Genomic DNA, 20838 nt, shown 5'->3' with positions numbered 1-20838 from the left:
GACGGTCAGTTGACCGCGGTGACCGTGAAACCCTGCTGACGCAGCAGTTCGATGACACCATCCTTGCCTGGGAGGTGAAGGGCACCGACGGCCATGAAGACGTTGCCGTTGGCGAGGATGGGGGCGGCGCGTTCGGCCATCACCTTGTTGCGGTCGAGGATGATGCGCTGTTCGAAGGCGGCGTAATCGCTGCTCTCGTCGCTGCCTTCCGGCGATACGGTCTTCAGCATCGGCATGGTCATGCCGATATCGCCGGAGAGATAGATGGCGGTCATGGTTTCGACAACGTCGTTCATCTTGGCTCCGAGTTCCAAGGTTTCGATCAGCGACTTCAGATGAAATTCGATCGGCAGCTCGGCCATGGCCTGCAGCTGCTCGGCCAGGGTTTCCAGCCCCTTGACCTGCTTGCCCTCAGCGGCCGCATCGGCAGCGATCTTCTGGTCGAGGAACTGCACTCCCTTGGCCTTACGGGCGATCTCGCAGGCGGGAAGTGCGACAGCGCTTGCGATCATCCAGGGGCGCATGCGCGAAACGGCCGAGAGCGGGATGCCGCGCTGCTTCAATCCGGCTTCGAGGCGGGTATAGTCCTGAGGCGAAAGAAGCTTTTCGATGGTCGTGCCGTCCGTGAACATCATCAGGTCCGGCCTCATCAGAAGTGATGCAGTGGCCTTCTTCTCATCGAGGATTTCGTCGGACTCGATGACGACAGTATCGGCACCGTCATGGGCTTCCTGCGCGCGGGGCGGCAGGTTCAAGACGCGTGGATCGGTGACGTGCATGGTGCCGAGCAGCCAGGAAGTTTTGAGGCCGGGTTTTTCTATCTTCCAGAAAACGCCTTTGCCGTTCGGTGTGGCATCTGCCTCTTTCACCGCTTCGGCATACCGGCCCGGTTCGTTCTGCTGCAACTCCGTGAGCAAGTTCTTTCCGGTGCAGCTATCTTCGGCGGCATCGGCCGATGTGACGGAAAAGACGGCAGCGAGCAATGCGGCGGCAAGCAGCATGTGAAAAGCGGCGATCAGCCAGAGCAGGATACTGCCCGGCTGCGCGATATGGAAAGTGCGGTGGCCGATGGAGATCGTCATGATGGTAATCCGGTCACATGTGCTTCAAGCCTCATGCTCTACGCCGGGCTTGCGCATATTCCTTTAAGAGACAGCGTTAACGAAGGCTTACGCACGCGGATGCGCCCTATCATACACCTCCAGAAGCCTTGATGCATCGACGCCGGTATAGACCTGCGTGGTGGAAAGGCTGGCATGGCCGAGCAACTCCTGAATGGTGCGCAGGTCACCGCCGCCGGCCAGCAGATGCGTGGCGAAGGAGTGGCGCAGCGCATGCGGGGTCGCCGTTTCCGGCAGGCCGAAGGCACTGCGCAATTTCTGCATGGCGCGCTGGATGATGGCAGGCTGCAGCTTACCGCCGCGGGCGCCGCGAAAGAGCGGCTCGCCTTCGTCAAGATGAAAGGGGCAGAGCGCTCGGTATCTCTCAACCGCTTCGAAAACGATGGGCAACAACGGCACGAGGCGCGTCTTGTTGCCTTTACCGGTGATGCGCAGCGTGGTGGTGCCGGTCCTGATATCAGCAGGCGTCAGGTCGAGTGCTTCGGAAATGCGCAGGCCGCAACCATAAAGCAGCGTCATAACGGCGGCATCGCGCGCGGCAATCCATGGCTCGTCATGGAGCTGGGCTTCATTGCTGACTACGGTGATGGCCTGTCTGTCAGAGAGAGGCTTCGGAAGAGATTTCGGTTGCTTCGGGGATCGCACGGCGCCGGCGCCCGCGGCATTCACGAGGCCCTTCTTTTCAAGGTGACGCAGAAAGGAGCGAATGCCGGCGAGATTGCGAGCAACCGAGCGAGCGCCGGAGCCCTCTTTGCGCCGGGCGGCCAGAAAGGCGCGGAAGTCTGCCGGGCGCAGCGTTTCGATATCGCGCAGCGTCGTCGGGCCACCGAGATGACCGGTCATGAAGGTCAGGAACTGACGCGTGTCACGTTCATAGGCATCGAGCGTATGTTCGGAAAGGCGGCGTTCCCGGGCGAGGTTTTCGAGCCAGGCGCTGCGTTCCGTCATCAGGTGCGGATCGGCGATGATCAGGAGTTCATTCATGATTTTGGCTCTTGAATTTGCTTTTGGTGACGCCAATTCTGAAACAGTGGCGTTATGGAATTGCTAATGCTTGCCAAGCCCTTGTCATGTATCGATCATAATTCATTGAGATAGCTTATAGCTTCCGTAAAACAGGAATTTTCATGGCACGGCGCGATTCCATGACGGCCTTTGGACAGCTCGCGGAAGCGATTGCCCTGGTTTCACACGGAAAGCCCGGCCATATCGTCGATATGCTGATTGCCGAGCGCGGACAGAAGATCGTCCGCCATCCTCTGTGGCCGCTCATGCGGCCGTTTCTCTATACGCTGCTGCGCTACAACAAGGCGATCGAATTCGCCAATGACGTTGCCAACATGCCGGGCTTCCAGTCGTTCGAATATATGAGCAACCTGCTGAAGCTCGATATCAATGTCACCAATGCCGAGCGCATTCCGGCATCCGGCGGCTTCATTCTCGTCAGCAATCATCCAACCGGCATTGCCGATGGCGTGGCGGTGTTCGATCTCCTGAAGACGCGCCGGCCGGACATGATGTTCTTCGCCAACCGCGATGCGGTGCGCGTCAACCCACGCTTTGCGGAGATGATCATCCCGGTCGAATGGCGCGAGGAATTCAAGAGCAAGCTCAAGGCGCGCGAGACGCTGCAGCTCACCAACCTTGCGGTGAAGGAGGGCAAGGCGACCGTGCTGTTCCCTTCGGGCCGTATCGCCTATTGGGCAAATGGGCGATTGAACGAGCGGCCGTGGAAAACCTCTGCCGTCGGCCTTGCCCGTAAATACGGTCTGCCGATCCTCCCTGTTCACATGACAGCGCGCAATTCCGGGCTTTTCTACTGGTTTGCCAAATGGTCGACCGAACTGCGCGACATGACGGTCTTCTATGAACTTCTGAACAAGAAGAGTGACCGCTTCGATTTCGTCATCGGCAATCTCATTCCCGCAGAAGAGCTCGACGGCGACCTGAACGAGGTGACCAAGGCGCTCGAGAGGCACACGGTCTATGACATGGCTGTTGATGGCGACTCACGCTTCATGCCTGTGTCCCGGCAACTGGTTCCGGAGGCCGTTGCGGCCCATTCTTTTTAGCGTTGCTTTGCGCTAAAGCGGATGCATGCGTCTTCGCTCCATGTTTGCCAAGAATTACCGGTCACTGCGCTCGATCCGCATGGATCTGGCGGATACGACGCTGTTTCTCGGCGAGAACGGCGCCGGCAAGTCCAATCTCTATCGTGCGCTGCAGCTTGTGCAGTCGGCGGTTCGCGGGCGGCTGGCTTATGAACTTGCTGCCGAAGGCGGGATGCTCTCGGCTCTCTGGTCCGGGCCACGCCGCACATCCGATGGGCCAGCTCGAATCCGCCTGGAAGTTGAGATCCTCGACGAGGAGCGTGCCGTCACATTCCGATATTCTGTCGAAGCGGGGTTGCGCCCACCGAAGGCCGCTGCGGGCTTTGCGCTCGAACCGCAGATCAAAGCTGAAGAGCTTTCCGTCGAAACCGGCCGCCGCGCGGTGGCGATGATGAAGCGGTCCGGTCCGGGCATCTCCGTTCGCGATGGTGCTGGGCGCATGCAGACCTATCCAGACGAGGCGCTGACATCCGAAACGGCGATCGCCCTGCTCGGCGATGCCGGCCATTTCCCCGAGGTTGCCGCCTTCCGTCGCATCGTCAACAATTGGCGCTTCTTTCACGGTTTTCGCACTGACAGGGCTTCTCCGCTTCGCCATCCCTGCCTTGCCGTCACCAGTCCCATGCTAGATGAGGATGGTGCCAATCTCGCCGCCGTCTTTGCGACGATTGCCCACACGCGGCAGGATACGGCCGAGCTCGATCGCATCCTGGCATCGGCGCTCGGCGGCGCAAGGCTTGTCGTGCCTGAGCCGGGCGAGACAGCGGAGTTCGGCCTGATGCTTCCCGACTTCCCGCACCGCGTCTTTCATCCGCGTGAACTGTCTGACGGGCAGATCCGCTTTCTCGGCCTTGCGGCTGCACTGCTCTCCTACAGGCTGCCGGCGCTCATCGCTCTGAACGAGCCGGAGGCGAGCCTGCATCCCGATATGCTGGTGCCGCTCGCCGACATGATCGCCGAAGCGTCAAAGAGCAGCCAGGTCTGGATCGTCACCCATTCGGTGCAACTGGCAGAGGCGGTGCGCGAACGCTGCGGCGTTCGTCCGCGAAAGGTTATTCGTGAGAATGGCGCCACGTGGATCGAAGGCATGCGGTTGACGGGAACGATCGCTGGTGAAGACGATGATGATTAACCCTCATTGTCGGCGGGTTCCATTTTACGGCCGTTGCGGGCATGGTCTGCCGCGATGAGTATAGATTCGTCCGATCTCTTTGGCGCGCTTTTCGAAGCCCCGCCCGTGACCCGCACGGTTCCGGTGCTGGTACCGATGCCGGCGCCAAGGCCCTATTCCTATTCGGTGCCTGAAGGCATGGCAGTCGAGCCCGGCTCGGTCGTGCAGGTGCCGCTTGGGCCGCGCCAGGTGATCGGTGTCGTCTGGGATGGCGGCGAAGATGGTGTGGATCCAAAGAAGCTCAGGCCCATCACCCATGTCTTCGATTGCCCGCCACTGACCAAGGAGATGCGGGATTTCATCGACTGGGTCGCCGCCTATACGCTTTCCCCACCCGGATTGGTGGCGCGCATGGCGCTGAGGGCGCCGAATGCCTTCGAGCCGGAGCCGATGGTGGAAGGGTTGCGTTTCATCGGCGGTGAGCCGGCGCGGATGACACCGGCACGCGCACGCGTGCTCGACACCGCCGCGGACGGGTTGTCCTGGACGCGGACCGGTCTTGCCCATGCTGCCGGTGTTTCCACCAGCGTTGTCGACGGGCTGATTGCACAAGGCATTTTCGAGACGATCTTCCTACCGCCGCCACCTGTCGTCGCCGAGCCTGATCCGGACTTTACCGGTGCCCGCCTCGAAGGTCCGCAGAAGGAGGCGGCCGAAGAAATTCTGGACGAAGTGCGCAAGGGCGAATTCGCGGTTTCGCTGATCGACGGCGTGACCGGTTCCGGCAAGACGGAAGTCTATTTCGAGGCGATCGCCGAGACGCTGAGGCGCGGCAAACAGGTACTGATCTTGCTGCCGGAGATCGCGCTCACTGCAAGTTTTCTCGAACGCTTCCAGGATCGGTTCGGTGCGAAACCTGCCGAGTGGCATTCCGACCTTGCCCCGCGTATGCGCGAAAAGGTCTGGCGGCAGGCGGTAACGGGAGAGGTGCGGGTCGTTGCCGGCGCGCGTTCGGCGCTGTTCCTGCCTTTCGAAGATCTCGGCCTCATCATTGTCGATGAAGAGCATGATCCTGCCTATAAGCAGGAAGACCGCGTCTACTACAACGCGCGTGACATGGCGGTCGTTAGGGCGCGGATCGGCGATTTTCCCGTAGTACTCGTTTCGGCGACGCCTTCGGTCGAAAGCCAGGTCAACGGCCAGAGCGGTCGCTACAGCACGATCCATCTGCCGACGCGTTTCGGCGATGCCGCGCTGCCCGACCTGCATCTGGTCGACATGCGGCGCCATGCGCCGGAACGCGGCGGTTTTCTGTCGCCGGTACTGATCCGGGCGATCGGCAAGACGGTGGAAAAGGGCGAGCAGGCCCTGCTCTTCCTCAATCGCCGCGGCTACGCTCCGCTGACGCTCTGCCGTGTGTGCGGCCATCGTTTCCAGTGCCCGCAATGTTCGAGCTGGCTGGTGGAGCATCGCTTTCGCCGGCAGCTGCAATGCCATCAGTGTGGTCATTCCGAGCCGACACCGGAGGCTTGCCCGGAATGCGGAACGCTCGACCACCTCGTCGCCTGCGGGCCGGGTGTGGAGCGCATCGCGGAAGAGGTGGAGCGGCATTTTCCGGACGCGCGCACCATCGTGCTCTCCTCCGACATCATGGGCGGAGTGAAGCGGCTGCGGCTGGAGCTCGACGCCATCGCCAAGGGCGAGGCGGATATCGTGATCGGCACGCAGCTTGTCGCCAAGGGACACAACTTTCCGCTGATGACGCTGGTCGGCATTGTCGACGCGGATCTCGGGCTCGCGAATGGCGACCCTCGCGCAGCGGAGCGGACCTTTCAGCTTCTGTCACAGGTTACGGGCCGCGCCGGTCGAACGGGCCTGAAGAGCCATGGCCTGCTGCAGACCTATCAGCCGCAGCATCCTGTCATGCAGGCAATCGTCTCCGGCGATGCGCGGGCTTTCTATGATCGTGAAATCGGCGAGCGGGAACGCGCTGCCCTGCCGCCCTTCGGCAGGCTCGCCTCGATCATCGTATCGGCAGACACGCGGCAGGATGCGGAAAACCATGCGCGCGGCATGCGCAACGCCGCGCCGCAGATTTCGGGCATTTCCGTTCTAGGGCCGGCGGAGGCGCCGTTGGCGCTGGTGCGTGGGCGCCATCGTTTCCGCCTCCTCGTGCATGGGCGCCGGAATTCCGACATGCAGGCCTATCTCAGGGCATTGCTCGCACAAGCGCCGAAGGAGCGCGGATCGGTTCAGGTGCAGCTCGATATCGATCCGCAGAGCTTCCTGTAGATCGTTACAGCCTCAGCGTTTCCGGATGTCGCTGATCATGGCATAAACGCAGAATCAGCTGATGATTTGGGGTTGAGGCATGGAATTCTACTTTCCGACGGAATTTGGCGAGCAGCTTGCCTTTGGTGCTGCGGCCTTCACCGCGCTTGCTGGCTTCATCATCATGTTCGCCCCCGGTCTTGCCATGCGGGCCTTCGGTCTGGAGCCACGGGGCGAGCGGCGTGAGGGTTACAGCGAAGTTCGATCGATGGGCGGCCTCTATCTTGGTCTCGGGGTTGCCGCGATCATGCTGGCGCAGGACTGGACCTATCTGGCGCTCGGAGCTTCCTTCGCGATGGCTGCTTTTGCGCGCATCATCTCCATCCTTTCTGATAAGGGGAGTACGCTCCTCAATTATTTACTTCTGGTTGTGCAGGCGGTCATAGCCGCATTGCCCCTGCTTCATGTGTTCGGCTTCCTTCAGAGCTGATCCAGAGCTGAAAATAAAGCGTTTCGCAGGCCGCTTTCGGGCGTTTCGGCAATTTTGCTGATAGAAAATCATGCGAATGGCGTATTCGGGCGCTACGCGTGTTGCGAGTCCGGAGATCCTATGTTAGACGGACCCCGAATTTCGGAAGAAGCAAGAGGCTTCTCTTGCGATTTCTGGGGGAAATCAAAACGAATTCAAAGTCATAGGTTCGGCGCCCGCCGAAAGTCGGATTTTGAATTGAAATCAGGGAAATTTGTGCCCGTGGCAGACACGTCCCAGCTTACTTCTGGTGTTGCAGAGCGCTATGCCTCGTCGCTTTTCGAGCTCGCGCTCGAAGAAGGCGCCGTCGACAGCGTTACCGCTGATCTCGATCGTTTCCAGGCCATGCTGGACGAAAGCGAAGACCTGAAGCGCTTTGTCCTGAGCCCGGTCTTTTCCGCAGAAGATCAACTCAAGGCCATCATCGCTCTCAGCGAAAAGGCTGGTCTCTCTGGCTTCTTTGTCAATTTCCTGAAGGTCGTGGCGCGTAACCGCCGCCTGTTTGCCCTGCCGGGCATGATCAAGGCCTTCCGCATCATTGCCGCCAACCATCGCGGCGAAATTTCTGCCGAAGTCACTTCGGCCCATGCTCTCTCCGTAGAGCAGGAAAATGAATTGAAGGTGGCGCTGAAGGGCGTCACCGGCAAAGACGTGGCAATTGCTGTCACGGTTGATCCGTCAATTCTTGGTGGTCTGATCGTCAAGGTCGGGTCCCGTCAGATTGATACGTCTCTTCGTACCAAACTCTCTACCCTTAAGCTTGCATTGAAAGAGGTCGGCTGATGGATATCCGCGCTGCGGAAATTTCCGCAATTCTTAAAGACCAGATCAAGAACTTCGGCAAAGAGGCAGAAGTCTCGGAAGTCGGCCAGGTTCTCTCCGTTGGTGACGGTATCGCTCGCGTTTACGGCCTGGACAACGTCCAGGCTGGTGAAATGGTCGAGTTCCCCGGCGGCATCCGCGGCATGGCGCTGAACCTTGAATCCGACAATGTCGGTGTCGTTATTTTCGGCTCCGACCGCGACATCAAGGAAGGCGACACTGTCAAGCGTACCGGCGCGATCGTCGACGTTCCGGTCGGTCCGGAACTGCTCGGCCGCGTTGTCGACGCTCTCGGCAACCCGATCGATGGCAAGGGCCCGATCAATGCGACCCGCCGTTCGCGCGTCGACATCAAGGCTCCGGGCATCATTCCGCGCAAGTCGGTCCATGAGCCGATGTCAACCGGCCTCAAGGCCATCGACGCGCTCATCCCGGTCGGTCGCGGCCAGCGCGAGCTCGTCATCGGCGACCGCCAGACCGGCAAGACCGCGATCCTTCTCGACGCGTTCCTCAACCAGAAGGCCATCCATGACAACGGTCCGGAAGGCGAAAAGCTTTACTGCGTCTACGTCGCTGTCGGCCAGAAGCGTTCGACCGTCGCGCAGTTCGTCAAGGTGCTCGAAGAACGTGGCGCACTGAAGTATTCGATCATCGTCGCTGCGACCGCTTCCGATCCGGCGCCGATGCAGTTCCTGGCTCCGTTTGCCGGCTGCGCCATGGGCGAATATTTCCGTGATAACGGCATGCATGCGCTGATCGGTTATGACGACCTGTCCAAACAGGCCGTTTCCTACCGTCAGATGTCGCTGCTGCTGCGCCGCCCGCCGGGCCGCGAAGCTTATCCGGGTGACGTTTTCTACCTGCACTCGCGTCTTCTCGAGCGCGCTGCAAAGATGAACGACGACAAGGGCGCCGGTTCGCTGACCGCTCTGCCGGTCATCGAAACCCAGGGTAACGACGTTTCGGCCTTCATTCCGACCAACGTGATCTCGATCACCGACGGCCAGATCTTCCTCGAAACCGACCTGTTCTATCAGGGTATCCGTCCGGCCGTTAACGTCGGTCTGTCGGTTTCCCGCGTCGGTTCCTCGGCTCAGATCAAGGCCATGAAGCAGGTTGCCGGCTCGATCAAGGGCGAACTTGCCCAGTATCGCGAAATGGCTGCCTTCGCCCAGTTCGGTTCGGACCTTGACGCTGCTACCCAGCGCCTGCTGAACCGCGGTGCACGCCTGACCGAGCTCCTGAAGCAGCCGCAGTTCTCGCCGCTGAAGACGGAAGAGCAGGTCGCCGTGATCTTCGCAGGCGTCAATGGTTACCTCGACAAGCTGCCGGTCACTCAGGTCGGCAAGTTCGAACAGGGCCTGTTGTCCTATCTGCGTTCGGAAGGCTCTGCCATCCTCGATGCGATCCGCACGGAAAAGGCTATCAGCGACGCTACGAAGGGCAAGCTCGTTGCTGCTCTCGACAGCTTCGCCAAGTCTTTCCAGTAATCAGGCCCTAGGTTAGGACGGATAGCGGATGCCTTCACTTAAGGATCTGAAAAACCGGATCGCCTCCGTCAAGGCGACGCAGAAGATCACCAAGGCGATGAAGATGGTCGCCGCGGCGAAGCTTCGGCGTGCGCAGGAGGCGGCCGAGGCCGCCCGGCCTTATTCGCAGCGTATGGGTGCGGTCCTGGCGAATATCGCCAAGGCCGTTACCGATGCGGACGGCGCGCCGGTCCTGATGACCGGTACGGGCAAGGATCAGGTACACCTGCTCGTCGTCTGCACGGCCGAACGCGGCCTGTGTGGCGGCTTCAATTCGCAGATTGCTCGCTTTGCTCGCGATCACGTTCGCAAGCTGGTCGCCGAAGGCAAGACTGTGAAGATCTTCACCGTCGGCAAGAAGGGCTATGACATCCTGCGTCGCGAATTCGCGTCGCTGATCGTCGAGCGCAAGGAACTGCGCGAAGTCAAGAAGATCGGTTTCGAGAATGCCGATCAGATCGGCAAGCGTATCATCGAGATGTATGAAGCCGGTGAGTTCGACGTTTGCACGCTGTTCTACTCGGAATTCAAGTCGGTGATCAGCCAGATCCCAACCGCGCAGCAGCTCATCCCGGCCAAGGCTCCTGAAGCTGTCACCGAAGATGCAGCCCATGCTGGTGCCGTCTATGAATACGAGCCGGATCCGGCGTCGATCCTCGACGAGCTGATCCCGCGCAACATCTCTGTCCAGATCTTCCGAGCTCTCCTTGAGAACGTTGCGGGCGAAATGGGTGCCAAGATGAGCGCGATGGACAATGCGACGCGCAATGCTGGTGAGATGATCAACAAGCTGACGTTGAGCTACAACCGTCAGCGTCAGGCTCAGATCACCAAGGAACTGATTGAAATCATTTCGGGCGCGGAAGCGCTCTGAGGTTAGGAAAAGAGGGTCAGAAAATGGCTGAGGCAGCTACCCCCAAGACCGGCTCTGTCGGCAGAGTCACACAGGTTATCGGCGCCGTCGTTGACGTTGCTTTCGAAGGCGAACTGCCGAAGATCCTGAATGCGCTGGAAACCGACAACAACGGCAACCGTCTGGTTCTCGAAGTTGCTCAGCACCTCGGCGAAAACGTAGTCCGTACCATTGCGATGGACTCGTCCGAAGGTCTTGTTCGCGGTCAGAAAGTCACTGATACCGGTGCTCCGATCATGGTTCCGGTCGGTAACGAGACGCTCGGCCGTATCATGAACGTCATCGGTGAGCCGGTCGACGAAGCTGGTCCGTTGGTTACCGCTCACAAGCGTTCGATCCACCAGGACGCTCCGGCTTACGTCGATCAGTCCACGGAAGCGCAGATCCTTGTCACCGGCATCAAGGTCGTCGACCTTCTCGCGCCTTACGCACGCGGCGGCAAGATCGGCCTTTTCGGTGGTGCAGGCGTCGGCAAGACCGTTCTCATCATGGAACTGATCAACAACGTTGCCAAGGCGCATGGTGGTTACTCGGTTTTCGCAGGGGTCGGTGAACGCACCCGCGAAGGCAACGACCTCTACCACGAAATGATCGAATCGAATGTCAACAAGCACGGCGGTGGCGAAGGTTCCAAGGCTGCGCTCGTTTACGGCCAGATGAACGAACCGCCGGGCGCCCGCGCTCGCGTCGCTCTGACCGGTCTGACGGTTGCAGAACACTTCCGCGACCAGGGCCAGGACGTTCTGTTCTTCGTCGACAACATCTTCCGCTTCACGCAGGCTGGCTCGGAAGTGTCGGCTCTGCTCGGCCGTATTCCTTCGGCCGTGGGTTATCAGCCGACGCTCGCAACCGACATGGGTCAGATGCAGGAACGCATCACCACGACGACGACGGGCTCGATCACCTCGGTTCAGGCCATTTACGTTCCGGCCGACGACTTGACCGACCCGGCACCGGCAACCTCGTTTGCTCACCTGGACGCAACGACCGTTCTGTCGCGTTCGATCGCTGAAAAGGGCATCTACCCGGCCGTCGATCCGCTCGACTCCACGTCGCGCATGCTCGACCCGATGGTTGTCGGCGAAGAGCATTACGAAGTGGCCCGCAAGGTCCAGTCGACGCTGCAGCGCTACAAGGCCCTGCAGGACATCATCGCGATCCTTGGCATGGACGAACTGTCCGAAGAGGACAAGATTGCCGTTGCCCGCGCCCGCAAGATCGAGCGCTTCCTGTCGCAGCCATTCTTTGTTGCCGAAGTCTTCACCGGCTCGCCGGGCAAGCTCGTTGCTCTCGAAGACACGATCAAGGGCTTCAAGGGCCTCGTCAACGGCGAGTACGACCATCTGCCGGAAGCAGCCTTTTACATGGTTGGTTCGATGGACGAAGCTGTCGAGAAAGCCAAGAAGCTCGCAGCAGCTTGATGAGCGACGCTCGGGACGAGATATTCTGCTGCGACACCCTCAAAAGTGTCGTGGCAGAGCTTCCTGAACCGGCAGCGCCGACCATCTACCGTGCCGATAACGGCGTGATGATGATGGTCGTCGGGTTGGCTCAGAGCGAGGAAGGCCTCGGTTATCTCGACCATGCGATAATGCACTGCCCGTTCTGCGGGACCAAACTGCAAGATGCAGAAGCCATAGCCGAGAAGGTAAGTCACTGATGGCTGACAATTTCAACTTTGAGCTCGTTTCGCCGGAGCGTCTGCTGCTGTCGGAGATGGTGACCGAGGTCGTCATTCCCGCGACCGAAGGCGAAATGACTGTTATGGCCAACCATGCTCCGACGATGACGACCATCAAGCCGGGTATCGTGAGCGTGCGTTCCGGTTCCGGATCGAAGCAGGATTACGTCGTGTTCGGCGGTTTCGCCGACATCCTACCGACTGGCTGCACGCTGCTTGCCGAATCCGCTGTTCCGGTCCAAGAGCTCAACAAGGATGAACTCACTCGCCGCATCGAAGCTGCGAAGAAGGAACTCGAAGATGCCGAGCATCACGAGCACAAGTCCAGGCTAGAGCACTTCATCATGGAACTGACCCACCTGCGCGGTGTCGTCCAGCAAGACTGATCGGCTCGGCCCGAGATAAACACAGTGAGAAAAGCGGCTTTCAAGGCCGCTTTTCTTTTTGCTAAGCCGCTCTGAACGGGGCTCAGCCATTCGCCATGCAGAGAACCGCATGGAGGCGAGCTGAGACATCCTGGAAAGTTTCTTGATGCCGAGGAGGCAGTTCTTATCACGGCGAAGGCTGCTGTTTCCACCCGGACCACGGAAACGAAAACAGGCGGCTTTTGACTGCCTGTGCCGGAGATTTCCTTAGCAGGACCTTCTTAGAAGCCAGTGCCACCGCGTAGTTCGGACAGCAGCGTGCCGAACAGGATCTTCATATCCAGCCAGAGGCTGAAATTTCTGATGTAATAGATATCGCTGGCGATGCGGGCTCGTGCCTCTGTCGGGCGCCCTGTCGGACCGCGCCAGCCGCGCGTCTGGGCGAGGCCGGTAATGCCCGGCCGCATCAGATGGCGATAATGATATTCGGGCACCAGTTCTTCGTAGAGCATGCCGGCCGCGCGCATGTTGATAGCATGGCAGCGGGGGCCGACGAGCGACATATCGCCTTTGATGACGTTGAGGAGTTGCGGCAGCTCGTCGATGTTGGTCTTGCGCAGGAATGCGCCGATCCGCGTCACGCGCCGGTCATCCTTGACTGTCTGTTCGATGCCGGTGGGATCGCAGAGATCCGCACGCATGGAGCGGAACTTGTAGACGGTGATCTTGCTGCCCTTCAGGCCCCAGCGAATCTGCCGGAAAAATACCGGCCCGCCATCATCGATCACGATGAGAAGCGCAATCGTCAGAAGTACGGGAAACAGGATGACCAGCGCGCCTGTTGCACCGAAAATGTCGAAAGCTCTCTTCAAGCCGAGCTGAAGCCTGTTCCGGCCATCCAAAGAGACAAAGCTTTCCGGCTGGCGAATGTTGGAATTCGCTGCGTCGAGAGCCATCATCTTCACTGCTTTTGCAGAGAAGGCCGTGTCTTGGAGCTTATTTGAAGTAAACACGTTCATTAAGCAACGTCCGTGGAAATACTCGCATATTGCGTCGCGCTGGCACAAATACATGGACGGGATCGATTTGTCACCCGCTTCCTTAATGTTTTCGTAACCATAACAGAGCCAAATTTGGGAGTATTTCGAATATGTTCCTGATATTTTTGGTTGGTTGGGAATTAACTATATTGAGTAGTGGCTGAATTCTTGCGCGTTATGCGTGCGGCGCGCCGTATTGCCTGTCGTTCGACAGCGAAATAGCTGAAGCTTGCGAGAAGAAAAGTGATCGCCGTCGCAAAGATGCAGCCGATAAACCAGTCCCGTAGCGGATGATCTTCGCCGATGCCGAATATGGCTGGAGAGATCGTCTGCATCGAGGTTAGAACGATGTCCTGCCAGATATAGATGCCGAATGAGACGGTTGCCGTGAAGCGCATGAAGGTATTGTCGAGCAATGCCGCAAGCAGCACGGAGCGTGAGAGGGCCACAAGCGCAACAGCGATCATGGCCGGAAACAGCGGAAAGGCGTAGGGGATTCCGAGCCATCCATAGGCTTCCCAAGGTCCGCCTGTTGAAAGCGGCAGCTGGGAGCCGGCGGTGACCAGGCAGGCAAGCGCAACGATGTCGAACCAGATCTGATGCTTTCGCGGCAACATGATCTGAATGCCGGCTGCGAGCGTACCGAGCGCAAAGACGGCGAAGAAGCCGACGGGATTATAGTTCGGCATCCACTCCTTCGCGCCGCCCTGCATGCCATATTGCCAGCCACGATCAATCTCGTTGGGGGGAACAAGCGTACGGAAGGTCTCATGGGTAAGCAGCGTCACGGCAATGATGCCGAACCAGGCAAGGCGCGTGACGAGCGGAGAACGGCGTTTTTCCGGGATAGCGAAAAGCCAGAGGAAGCCAAGCGGCAGCAGCACGTAGCTCGTTACTTCGAAAGATATGGACCAGAGCGGGCCGTTGCCTTCGACAGGAAAAAAGGTGCGCCAGTGCCATTGGCTCATGAAGAAGAGACCGCTGACATAGCGCATAACAAGTTCCGGCGTCAGTGCGTGCCCGAGCAGAGTAATGCTGAGGATGAAGCCCGCCGTCAGAGCCACCCAATAACCGGGCACGATGCGGGCCGCGCGACGCAGCACGTAGGTGCGCAGGTCAGGCATGGCGCAACCGGCATCAAGGGAACGCCAGAACGGCAAGGCCAGCAGGAAACCGCTGAGGATGAAGAAGATGGCGACGCCGAAATTGCCGAAGCGCAGGGCGGTCAGCGTCGGCCGCAATCCCTCGGTCTTGTTGAGGTCGATGCGCAGAATGAGATGGTGGATAAGGACAAGCAGGCAGGCGGCTGCACGCAAGAAATCCGCTCCGGCCACCCGGTCCTGCTGCTGCATGTCACTCCCTCGCTCCTTGCCGGACTTTGCAGCGGAAAGCTGCTGCCGGCAAGGGCAGGGTCATCTCAGCCAAGCAGATCGTTGGTGTAATAGCCGGAAAAATCGGGCTTTTCCTTCAACGCCGCACCATTGGCATCGAGCAGGATGCCATGGTCGAACAGGAAAGCGCCGATCGCTTCGGCCTTGGCCGGATCGATGATGCCGATCGTGCCATTGTCGCCCTTGAGGAAATGGCCTTCGACCAGCGCCTTTTGCGATGCCTTGACCAGTTCGGTATTCAGCAACGCGCCGTTGCTGCCGGCAATCAGGAGGTCACAGGCCTCGTCCGGATTATCGACCGAATAGGCGTAACCCTTGAGCGTTGCCTGGATGAAGGCGCGGGCATTTTGCGGATTGGCCGAGAGATAGGCGTCACTGGAAGCGATCGCGGTCGTCTGTTCGTCAGGTATGCCGTAATCGCTATAGCGCCAGCGGCCGACCTGCCGGTTCTCCAGTTGGGCCGCGATGCCCTCCCAGGTGTAGATTTCCAGCGTGAAGTCCACGGCGCCGTTATCGAGCGCCTCATAGGCCGAGGTGCCGAGCGTGACATTCTGGAAGGTTCCCTTGCCGCCGTCGTTGCGGATCATCGCGGAGATGAGCGCCTCCTCCCATGCGCCGCCGAAGCCGCCATAGGTTTTTCCGTCCAGGTCCTTGGGGCTTTTGATATCGTTGCGGCCGCCCTTGAAGATCAGCCTGCCGGTTTCCGTCTGCACGACGGCATAGACGAGTTTCACATCAGCGCCGGCGGCGCGCTGGGTAAAGGTCTCGATCTCTCCGCAAATGCCGAAATCGGCAACGCCGTTCGCGACCAGCGTGCCAGCGCTGGTATCGGCATAGGGTAGGATCTCGACATCGAGGCCGGCGGCCTCATAGAAGCCCTTCGCCTTGGCGACATAGATGCCGATATGATTGGTGTTCGGCGTCCAGTCGAGCGCGATACGCACCTTGGCGGCGGATTGGGCGAAGGCAGCACGGCCGGCGAGGCTTGCGGCCATGGCGGCAAAAAGGGTTTGTCGGCGGGTGAGAAGCATCGGGACCTCCTCAGGTTCTTTGCGGATGCAGCAATGTTTGAAGAATTTCGGTTTCGATCGCCTGGGCGGCCGGGGAGCCGAGATCGGCAAGCGTGCGCGGCCTTTTCAGCGGCACTTCGAACTCCCTGATCACGGTCGCCGGGCGGGCAGAAAGCACATAGATGCGGTCAGACAGGAAAACGGCTTCCCGCACATCATGGGTGATCAGCAGGGCCGTCCAGCGATGATCGGTCCACATGCCCTGCAGCCATTCCTGCATCTGGGTGCGGGTCAGCGCGTCGAGTGCCCCGAAAGGCTCGTCGAGCAGCAGCATGTCCTGCCGCTGGATCACGGTGCGCAGCAGGGCCGCGCGCTGGCGCATGCCGCCTGAAAGGGCCGCGGGATAGTGATTTTCGAAACCGGCAAGGCCGAAGCGTTCAAAGAGAGGGGCGGCAACCGCTCGTGCCTGGCTGCGGCGCATACCGTGCACTTCGAGGCCAAGGATCGCATTGTCGATGACGCTTCGCCACGGCATCAGCGCATCGCGCTGGGGCATGAAGGCGAATGCGTGCGCCGCTTGCGAAAGCGACATGCCGTCAAAGAGAATGTGGCCTTTATCGGCCTGCAGCGCCTGTGTCAGCAAACGGAGGATCGTCGATTTGCCGGAGCCGGAGGGGCCGACGATCGAGACGAATTCTCCTCTGGCGATATGAAGAGAAATGTCCTTCAGCACTTCCATGCCGTCGAAGGACTTCGAGACGTTCTTCAGCTCAAGCATCCCGCTCATCGGCGTTTCTCCGCAGGAGATTGCCAGGGCATGACGAAACGCTGCACCGCCAGCGTGAGACCGAAGAGGCAGAGGGTGAGGAGGGCGCTCACGACGACGGCGGCAAGCACGAGGTCGGGCCGAAAATTGTTCTTGGCATTGAGGATATAGATCCCGAGGCCACGTGCGGCACCTGCATATTCGGCGAAGATAGCGCCGACCACGGCATAGGTGATCGAAATGCGCAGGCCGGCAAAGAAGAAGGGCATGGCGGAGGGAAGCCTCGCCAGGCAGAAGATGCGCCAGCGGCTTGCCTTCATGGAACTCAGAAGCTCGGCGATATCTCGGTCCGTCGCTTCATAGCCCTGAAGCAGGGCTACCAGCAGCGGAAAGAAAGTGACGAGAGCAACGAGCAGAAGCTTCGGCAGCAGCCCGAAACCGAACCAGAGCACGACCAAGGGGGCAATCGCGACCAGCGGTAATGTCTGGCTGACGATGAAGAGCGGCAGCAGCGCGCGGCGCATGAAGGGCACGAAATCCATCAGCACAGACGAGGCGAAGGCGAAGACCAGCGACAAAGCGAAACCGCCGAGCGTCGCGCCAAGCGTCGGCCAGGTGTTGTCGAGCAGCGCCTGCCTGTTCAGCCAGCCCTGTGTCAGGATGCGCGAAGGCGAGGGCAGAATGGAGGGCTTGATGCCGGAGAGATCGACATAGAGCTCCCAGACGGCCAGGAAGGCAAACACGGCAAGAATGGCGGGCAAGGCCCGCCTCAGTGGCGCAAATGTCGAATCCGGTTTCGATAAGGTCATTGCCGTCAAGCGTCTCAGGCTTTGCTCGGGCTGTTCGCGGAGACCGTGATATCCAGCGTCACATGGCCTTCGGGATCGCCAAAGCGATAGAAGGCTTCATGGATGGTCGCGAAGATCGCGCCGGCATCGCCGCGCAACTTGGTGCAGAAATTCTTGGAGCGGTCGAATGTGCCCGAGCGCTTCAGGAAATCGATGCAGCCGTAGATCTCGTCCATATGGGTGCCCGTTCCCATAACGTACAGAGAAAATTGGGCGGCCGTTGGCTGGCCGGTTTCTGTGGTGTCCTTGACTGCCGCGATCGCGGCTTCCACTCGCTCGGCGAGCGGCTCGGATCGGCTGGAAGACAGGCCGGCGCCACAGATCGCATCATCCGGTTCGCCGGGGCAGCCCCGCGAGATCGCGGCGGACAATACGCAATGCTCGCCGCTTGCGGCAGCCGAGACGAAGAGGTCGCGCATGGCGGCAAACAACACGTCGGGCGGGCCGACCATCAGCGTGGAAATATCGTCGGTTTCGATGCGAAGACGATCACGATAGGGATCGAGAGCCTTGATAGCGTCAAGGATGATGCCGACGAAATTGCCGGACATCGGATATAGAGACACTTGTGCGCCGGAAAACATTTGGACCTCGCTCCGCTGGCATTACCCAGATCAGCTTTGAAGGGTCCGGAGGCATGCGCCTCACATCTCAGCCCCGGCAATTCGGAGCTCCCCCGTGAAATTGTGGCGGAAGCTAGCACCGGGCCTGCGATACCGCAACCGTAAAATTCCTATCCGGCTACACGGTCGGAAAGGGCCAGGGCAGTTCGGACGCAGCTGTCAAGTGTTGGGAGGAACACCCGGACGGAGGTCCTGTCCGGGTGCCCAGCCGGTTCCGTACCTGCCAGAGACGGAATCGGATGTCGTTGTCTCAGGCGGCGATGCCGGCATAAGGAGTGTCGCTGCGGGCGGCGATCAGCGCCTCAGTCCACCATTGCAACTGGGCCATCATTCGGGAAAGCCGGCGCAACGTATCTTCCGTATCCTGCAGTCGGCCTTCATTGTCGAAACGGCGCCAGGGGGAACTGAAGCTGACGGCATCGCAAATCGTGACGGCGTGAAGCTCCGCAAAGACGAGGCGGAGCTGTTCGACCGCCCGCAATCCGCCGGAGACGCCGCCATAGCAGACGAAGGCGATCGGCTTGCCGTGCCACGGCTCGGCGAAGAGATCGATGAGGAATTTCAGGGAAGCGGTGAAACTGTGGTTATATTCCGGCGTGACGAGGATGAAGCCATCAGCCTGATGGAGCCTGTCAGCAAGCCGCCTTGCCTCCGGATGATGTGGTAGATGCTCTCGCGGCAGCGAGAATGCCAGGGGGTCGATGATGTCGATCTCGAATTGTGGAAAGCGGGTCAACTCTCTTTCGAGCCATTTCACAACCCTGTCGCAGATGCGCCCCTCACGCGTGCTGCCGTAGATGACCGCAAGCCTCATGGGTTTCTGCATGCATTGCTCCTTCTCGTTGCGGCTTTACGGCCTCGGGAGCGGAGTCTATAAAACCTCAACTAATATAGAGGTCAATAGGCGATGCAGCAAAATCCGGCATTCTCCTTGAGCAGGCTCCTGACGGTGGGCGAGGTGGCAGAGCGCAGCGGACTTGCGGTTTCTGCCCTGCATTTCTACGAGGCGAAGGGGCTGATCTCCAGCATCCGCACCCGCGGCAACCAGCGCCGATACGGCCGCGATGTGCTACGGCGCCTCGGCATTATCAAGGTGGCGCAACGGGTCGGCATTCCGCTTGCCGAAATCCAGACTGCCTTCGAAACTCTGCCGCAGAGCCGGACGCCGACAGTCGGGGACTGGCAGAAACTGTCTGCGCTCTGGAAGGATGATCTCGATGCGCGCATCAAGCAGCTGAGCCTGCTGCGTGACCATCTGACGAGCTGTATTGGCTGCGGCTGTCTCTCGATCGACGCCTGTCCGCTACGCAATCCCTTTGACGTGCTCGGCAGGCAAGGCGCCGGTGCGCGGCTTCTCGACCCGGGGGCTTAGACCTTCGGGCTTTCTTTTGGCCGATGGCCGCATATGTTAGGCCTGATAGCGCAAGCGGCGGGCCGGCCCGCAAGGAGGAGAGCTTCGTGTTTCATCCCAAATTGTTCGAAAACCGCAATGTCGTCGTGACAGGTGCAGGCCGCGGTATCGGCCTCGAAGTTGCCCGGCAGTTTCTGGATTGCGGTGCGCGCGTGCTTGTCCATACCGGGCGCGATGGGGAACGTGAATTGCCGGATTTTCTGCTGACCGCCGAATCGGAACGTCGGGCCCTGCTGTTGCCCGCAGATTTCCTGCAGCCGGGCGGGGCTGCGAAGTTTGCGGAAGAGGCGCTCGAATTCTTCGACAAGGTGCATGTGCTGGTCAACAATGCCGGCACGATGTATGGGCGTTTTCCCGCAGGTGAGTTGACCGATGCCGATTATGAGACTGTCGTGCGCCTCAACCAGACGTCGGTGGTGGAGTTGACACGAGCGCTGCTTCCGGCGCTCCGGGCGGCAGGGGGCGCTGCTATCGTCAACACCGTTTCGATTTCGGCGCTGACGGGCGGAAGCCCCGGTTCTGCAATATATTCCGCATCGAAGGCATTTGTTGCGACCTATTCGAAAGCGCTGGCCCGAGAGCTTGCGCCTGATGGTATCAGGGTCAACTGCGTCTCGCCCGGCACGATCGAAACCGATTTCCATGCACGCTATTCATCGCGTGAAAAGCTGGAGCAGACGCGCAAGTCGATCCCACTACAGCGGCTCGGAACAGCAGAGGATTGTGCCCCCGCCTATCTCTTCCTGGCGGCTCCATCACTCTCAGGTTACATCACGGGTCAAGTCCTGGAGATCAATGGTGGCCAGCTTATTTGCTGATTTGTTTGGACTTTTTTTGGCATTTCGCGACATTTGACGAATTCGCTTCTGCGAATATGATATTGTACTGATCTATCCTATTACCTCCTTCCGAGAAGCAAATGCCATTGCCTAAACCGAAGCCGGGCATGACCGGCCAGGACTTGCAGAAGCTTGCTGACAAAGCCCACGAGGCGAGCGATCTCCTGAAGGCGCTAGCCCATCAGACCCGGTTGCTCATCCTCTGTATCCTGTCGGAAGGGGAAAAGACGGTCGGCGAAATCGAGGATATCCTTGGAATACAGCAGGCTATGGTGTCCCAGCAGCTTGCGCGACTGAGGCTCGAAGGCCTCGTCAATACGCGGCGCGACGGGCGGCTTGTCTATTACAGCATGGGCAACGAAAGCGTCATGGCTTTCCTCGAATCACTTTTCAGTCTCTTTCCGGTTGCCGAGACGGGCTGAGCCTGCCAGCTCTTGCGAAGCCGGACGGCAAGCCG

At 59.8% G+C, this 20838-nt stretch carries 22 protein-coding genes and 1 riboswitch; of the genes, 13 read left to right on the top strand and 9 right to left on the bottom strand.

Annotated elements, in window-relative coordinates:
- Positions 1-5: 5 nt before the first annotated feature.
- Positions 6-1082: a TraB/GumN family protein gene (locus tag AB4Z13_RS08350; RefSeq protein WP_439016761.1), complete on the bottom strand. Its 1077-nt coding sequence runs from the start codon at positions 1080-1082 to the stop codon at positions 6-8.
- An 87-nt stretch (positions 1083-1169) separates the two neighbouring features.
- Complete coding sequence (locus tag AB4Z13_RS08345; protein ID WP_439016760.1) at positions 1170-2105, bottom strand: tyrosine recombinase XerC; 936 nt, start codon at positions 2103-2105, stop codon at positions 1170-1172.
- A gap of 143 nt (positions 2106-2248) precedes the next feature.
- Between AB4Z13_RS08345 and AB4Z13_RS08340 the strand changes: the two genes are divergently transcribed.
- The 10 genes from AB4Z13_RS08340 (at position 2249) to AB4Z13_RS08295 (ending at position 12474) form a co-directional block, all read left to right on the top strand.
- Positions 2249-3193, top strand: a complete 945-nt coding sequence (locus tag AB4Z13_RS08340) for a GNAT family N-acetyltransferase (protein ID WP_439016759.1) — start codon at positions 2249-2251, stop codon at positions 3191-3193.
- A gap of 25 nt (positions 3194-3218) precedes the next feature.
- Positions 3219-4364 (top strand): AAA family ATPase, encoded by a 1146-nt coding sequence (locus tag AB4Z13_RS08335; protein ID WP_439016758.1) that lies wholly within the window; start codon positions 3219-3221, stop codon positions 4362-4364.
- 54 nt (positions 4365-4418) lie between these two features.
- A complete protein-coding gene (locus AB4Z13_RS08330; protein ID WP_310384958.1) occupies positions 4419-6635 on the top strand; it encodes a primosomal protein N' in 2217 nt (738 codons plus the stop codon).
- A 79-nt stretch (positions 6636-6714) separates the two neighbouring features.
- Positions 6715-7104 carry an AGROH133_08824 family phage infection protein gene (locus AB4Z13_RS08325; protein WP_442205959.1) on the top strand — a complete coding sequence of 130 codons (390 nt, stop codon included), beginning with the start codon at positions 6715-6717 and terminating at the stop codon, positions 7102-7104.
- Positions 7105-7359: 255 nt separating this feature from the next.
- On the top strand, positions 7360-7926 hold the full coding sequence (locus AB4Z13_RS08320; protein WP_310385471.1) for a F0F1 ATP synthase subunit delta: 567 nt from the start codon (positions 7360-7362) through the stop codon (positions 7924-7926).
- Positions 7926-9455, top strand: coding sequence for a F0F1 ATP synthase subunit alpha (gene atpA / locus AB4Z13_RS08315; RefSeq protein ID WP_113324255.1), 1530 nt, complete (start codon positions 7926-7928; stop codon positions 9453-9455). Before AB4Z13_RS08320 ends, atpA begins: the two co-directional genes overlap by 1 nt.
- A 28-nt stretch (positions 9456-9483) precedes the next feature.
- Positions 9484-10368 carry a F0F1 ATP synthase subunit gamma gene (locus AB4Z13_RS08310; RefSeq protein ID WP_113324254.1) on the top strand — a complete coding sequence of 295 codons (885 nt, stop codon included), beginning with the start codon at positions 9484-9486 and terminating at the stop codon, positions 10366-10368.
- A 23-nt stretch (positions 10369-10391) separates the two neighbouring features.
- Positions 10392-11828 (top strand): F0F1 ATP synthase subunit beta, encoded by a 1437-nt coding sequence (gene atpD / locus AB4Z13_RS08305; protein ID WP_310384953.1) that lies wholly within the window; start codon positions 10392-10394, stop codon positions 11826-11828.
- The gene (locus AB4Z13_RS08300; RefSeq protein WP_439016757.1) at positions 11828-12067 is read left to right on the top strand and encodes a hypothetical protein; all 240 of its coding nucleotides are present in this window, start codon (positions 11828-11830) and stop codon (positions 12065-12067) included. Before atpD ends, AB4Z13_RS08300 begins: the two co-directional genes overlap by 1 nt.
- Entirely contained in the window at positions 12067-12474 is a 408-nt protein-coding gene (locus AB4Z13_RS08295; RefSeq protein WP_113324251.1) for a F0F1 ATP synthase subunit epsilon, read from the top strand. The genes AB4Z13_RS08300 and AB4Z13_RS08295 overlap by 1 nt, the downstream gene beginning before the upstream one ends.
- Positions 12475-12734: 260 nt before the next feature.
- Here the strand turns inward: AB4Z13_RS08295 and AB4Z13_RS08290 are convergent, their stop codons facing one another.
- From AB4Z13_RS08290 to AB4Z13_RS08260, 7 genes are all read right to left on the bottom strand, one after another.
- Positions 12735-13472, bottom strand: coding sequence for a sugar transferase (locus AB4Z13_RS08290; protein ID WP_405049739.1), 738 nt, complete (start codon positions 13470-13472; stop codon positions 12735-12737).
- A 161-nt stretch (positions 13473-13633) separates the two neighbouring features.
- Positions 13634-14845: an acyltransferase family protein gene (locus tag AB4Z13_RS08285; RefSeq protein ID WP_439016756.1), complete on the bottom strand. Its 1212-nt coding sequence runs from the start codon at positions 14843-14845 to the stop codon at positions 13634-13636.
- A gap of 65 nt (positions 14846-14910) precedes the next feature.
- On the bottom strand, positions 14911-15915 hold the full coding sequence (locus AB4Z13_RS08280; RefSeq protein ID WP_439016755.1) for an ABC transporter substrate-binding protein: 1005 nt from the start codon (positions 15913-15915) through the stop codon (positions 14911-14913).
- A 10-nt stretch (positions 15916-15925) separates the two neighbouring features.
- Positions 15926-16681 (bottom strand): ABC transporter ATP-binding protein, encoded by a 756-nt coding sequence (locus AB4Z13_RS08275; RefSeq protein WP_113324247.1) that lies wholly within the window; start codon positions 16679-16681, stop codon positions 15926-15928.
- A complete protein-coding gene (locus AB4Z13_RS08270; RefSeq protein WP_439016754.1) occupies positions 16678-17469 on the bottom strand; it encodes an ABC transporter permease in 792 nt (263 codons plus the stop codon). Before AB4Z13_RS08270 ends, AB4Z13_RS08275 begins: the two co-directional genes overlap by 4 nt.
- Positions 17470-17483: 14 nt before the next feature.
- Positions 17484-18092 (bottom strand): YkoF family thiamine/hydroxymethylpyrimidine-binding protein, encoded by a 609-nt coding sequence (locus AB4Z13_RS08265; protein ID WP_439016753.1) that lies wholly within the window; start codon positions 18090-18092, stop codon positions 17484-17486.
- Positions 18083-18196: riboswitch (TPP riboswitch) on the bottom strand. It overlaps the preceding gene by 10 nt.
- Positions 18197-18381: 185 nt before the next feature.
- Positions 18382-18957, bottom strand: a complete 576-nt coding sequence (locus AB4Z13_RS08260; protein ID WP_113324244.1) for an NAD(P)H-dependent oxidoreductase — start codon at positions 18955-18957, stop codon at positions 18382-18384.
- Positions 18958-19038: 81 nt separating this feature from the next.
- Here AB4Z13_RS08260 and soxR point away from each other — a divergent pair, with 81 nt between their 5' ends.
- The 3 genes from soxR to AB4Z13_RS08245 all read left to right on the top strand — a co-directional run bounded on the left by soxR (position 19039) and on the right by AB4Z13_RS08245 (position 20803).
- On the top strand, positions 19039-19503 hold the full coding sequence (gene soxR, locus AB4Z13_RS08255; protein ID WP_113324243.1) for a redox-sensitive transcriptional activator SoxR: 465 nt from the start codon (positions 19039-19041) through the stop codon (positions 19501-19503).
- 86 nt (positions 19504-19589) lie between these two features.
- The gene (locus AB4Z13_RS08250) at positions 19590-20360 is read left to right on the top strand and encodes an SDR family oxidoreductase (RefSeq protein WP_113324242.1); all 771 of its coding nucleotides are present in this window, start codon (positions 19590-19592) and stop codon (positions 20358-20360) included.
- Between the two features lie 101 nt (positions 20361-20461).
- The gene (locus AB4Z13_RS08245) at positions 20462-20803 is read left to right on the top strand and encodes an ArsR/SmtB family transcription factor (protein WP_113324241.1); all 342 of its coding nucleotides are present in this window, start codon (positions 20462-20464) and stop codon (positions 20801-20803) included.
- The last annotated feature ends 35 nt before the right edge of the window (positions 20804-20838 follow it).

The sequence above is a fragment of the Rhizobium sp. YAF28 genome (genome assembly GCF_052113285.1).
GTDB lineage: Bacteria > Pseudomonadota > Alphaproteobacteria > Rhizobiales > Rhizobiaceae > Rhizobium.
Note: the sequence above shows the minus strand (reverse complement) of the source record. Positions and strands in the feature narration are given on the sequence as shown.

What these genes read in the sequence shown, in the direction of transcription:
- AB4Z13_RS08330 (WP_310384958.1), top strand. Translation starts at nt 4,419, where the DNA reads ATGAGTATAGATTCGTCCGATCTCTTTGGCGCGCTTTTCGAAGCCCCG.
- AB4Z13_RS08310 (WP_113324254.1), top strand. Translation starts at nt 9,484, where the DNA reads ATGCCTTCACTTAAGGATCTGAAAAACCGGATCGCCTCCGTCAAGGCG.
- AB4Z13_RS08265 (WP_439016753.1), bottom strand. Translation starts at nt 18,092, where the DNA reads ATGTTTTCCGGCGCACAAGTGTCTCTATATCCGATGTCCGGCAATTTC.
- AB4Z13_RS08290 (WP_405049739.1), bottom strand. Translation starts at nt 13,472, where the DNA reads ATGAACGTGTTTACTTCAAATAAGCTCCAAGACACGGCCTTCTCTGCA.
- AB4Z13_RS08300 (WP_439016757.1), top strand. Translation starts at nt 11,828, where the DNA reads ATGAGCGACGCTCGGGACGAGATATTCTGCTGCGACACCCTCAAAAGT.
- AB4Z13_RS08295 (WP_113324251.1), top strand. Translation starts at nt 12,067, where the DNA reads ATGGCTGACAATTTCAACTTTGAGCTCGTTTCGCCGGAGCGTCTGCTG.
- AB4Z13_RS08345 (WP_439016760.1), bottom strand. Translation starts at nt 2,105, where the DNA reads ATGAATGAACTCCTGATCATCGCCGATCCGCACCTGATGACGGAACGC.
- AB4Z13_RS08340 (WP_439016759.1), top strand. Translation starts at nt 2,249, where the DNA reads ATGGCACGGCGCGATTCCATGACGGCCTTTGGACAGCTCGCGGAAGCG.
- AB4Z13_RS08325 (WP_442205959.1), top strand. Translation starts at nt 6,715, where the DNA reads ATGGAATTCTACTTTCCGACGGAATTTGGCGAGCAGCTTGCCTTTGGT.
- AB4Z13_RS08260 (WP_113324244.1), bottom strand. Translation starts at nt 18,957, where the DNA reads ATGCAGAAACCCATGAGGCTTGCGGTCATCTACGGCAGCACGCGTGAG.
- AB4Z13_RS08335 (WP_439016758.1), top strand. Translation starts at nt 3,219, where the DNA reads ATGCGTCTTCGCTCCATGTTTGCCAAGAATTACCGGTCACTGCGCTCG.
- AB4Z13_RS08270 (WP_439016754.1), bottom strand. Translation starts at nt 17,469, where the DNA reads ATGACCTTATCGAAACCGGATTCGACATTTGCGCCACTGAGGCGGGCC.
- soxR (WP_113324243.1), top strand. Translation starts at nt 19,039, where the DNA reads ATGCAGCAAAATCCGGCATTCTCCTTGAGCAGGCTCCTGACGGTGGGC.
- AB4Z13_RS08280 (WP_439016755.1), bottom strand. Translation starts at nt 15,915, where the DNA reads ATGCTTCTCACCCGCCGACAAACCCTTTTTGCCGCCATGGCCGCAAGC.
- atpA (WP_113324255.1), top strand. Translation starts at nt 7,926, where the DNA reads ATGGATATCCGCGCTGCGGAAATTTCCGCAATTCTTAAAGACCAGATC.
- AB4Z13_RS08350 (WP_439016761.1), bottom strand. Translation starts at nt 1,082, where the DNA reads ATGACGATCTCCATCGGCCACCGCACTTTCCATATCGCGCAGCCGGGC.
- atpD (WP_310384953.1), top strand. Translation starts at nt 10,392, where the DNA reads ATGGCTGAGGCAGCTACCCCCAAGACCGGCTCTGTCGGCAGAGTCACA.
- AB4Z13_RS08275 (WP_113324247.1), bottom strand. Translation starts at nt 16,681, where the DNA reads ATGAGCGGGATGCTTGAGCTGAAGAACGTCTCGAAGTCCTTCGACGGC.
- AB4Z13_RS08245 (WP_113324241.1), top strand. Translation starts at nt 20,462, where the DNA reads ATGCCATTGCCTAAACCGAAGCCGGGCATGACCGGCCAGGACTTGCAG.
- AB4Z13_RS08285 (WP_439016756.1), bottom strand. Translation starts at nt 14,845, where the DNA reads ATGCAGCAGCAGGACCGGGTGGCCGGAGCGGATTTCTTGCGTGCAGCC.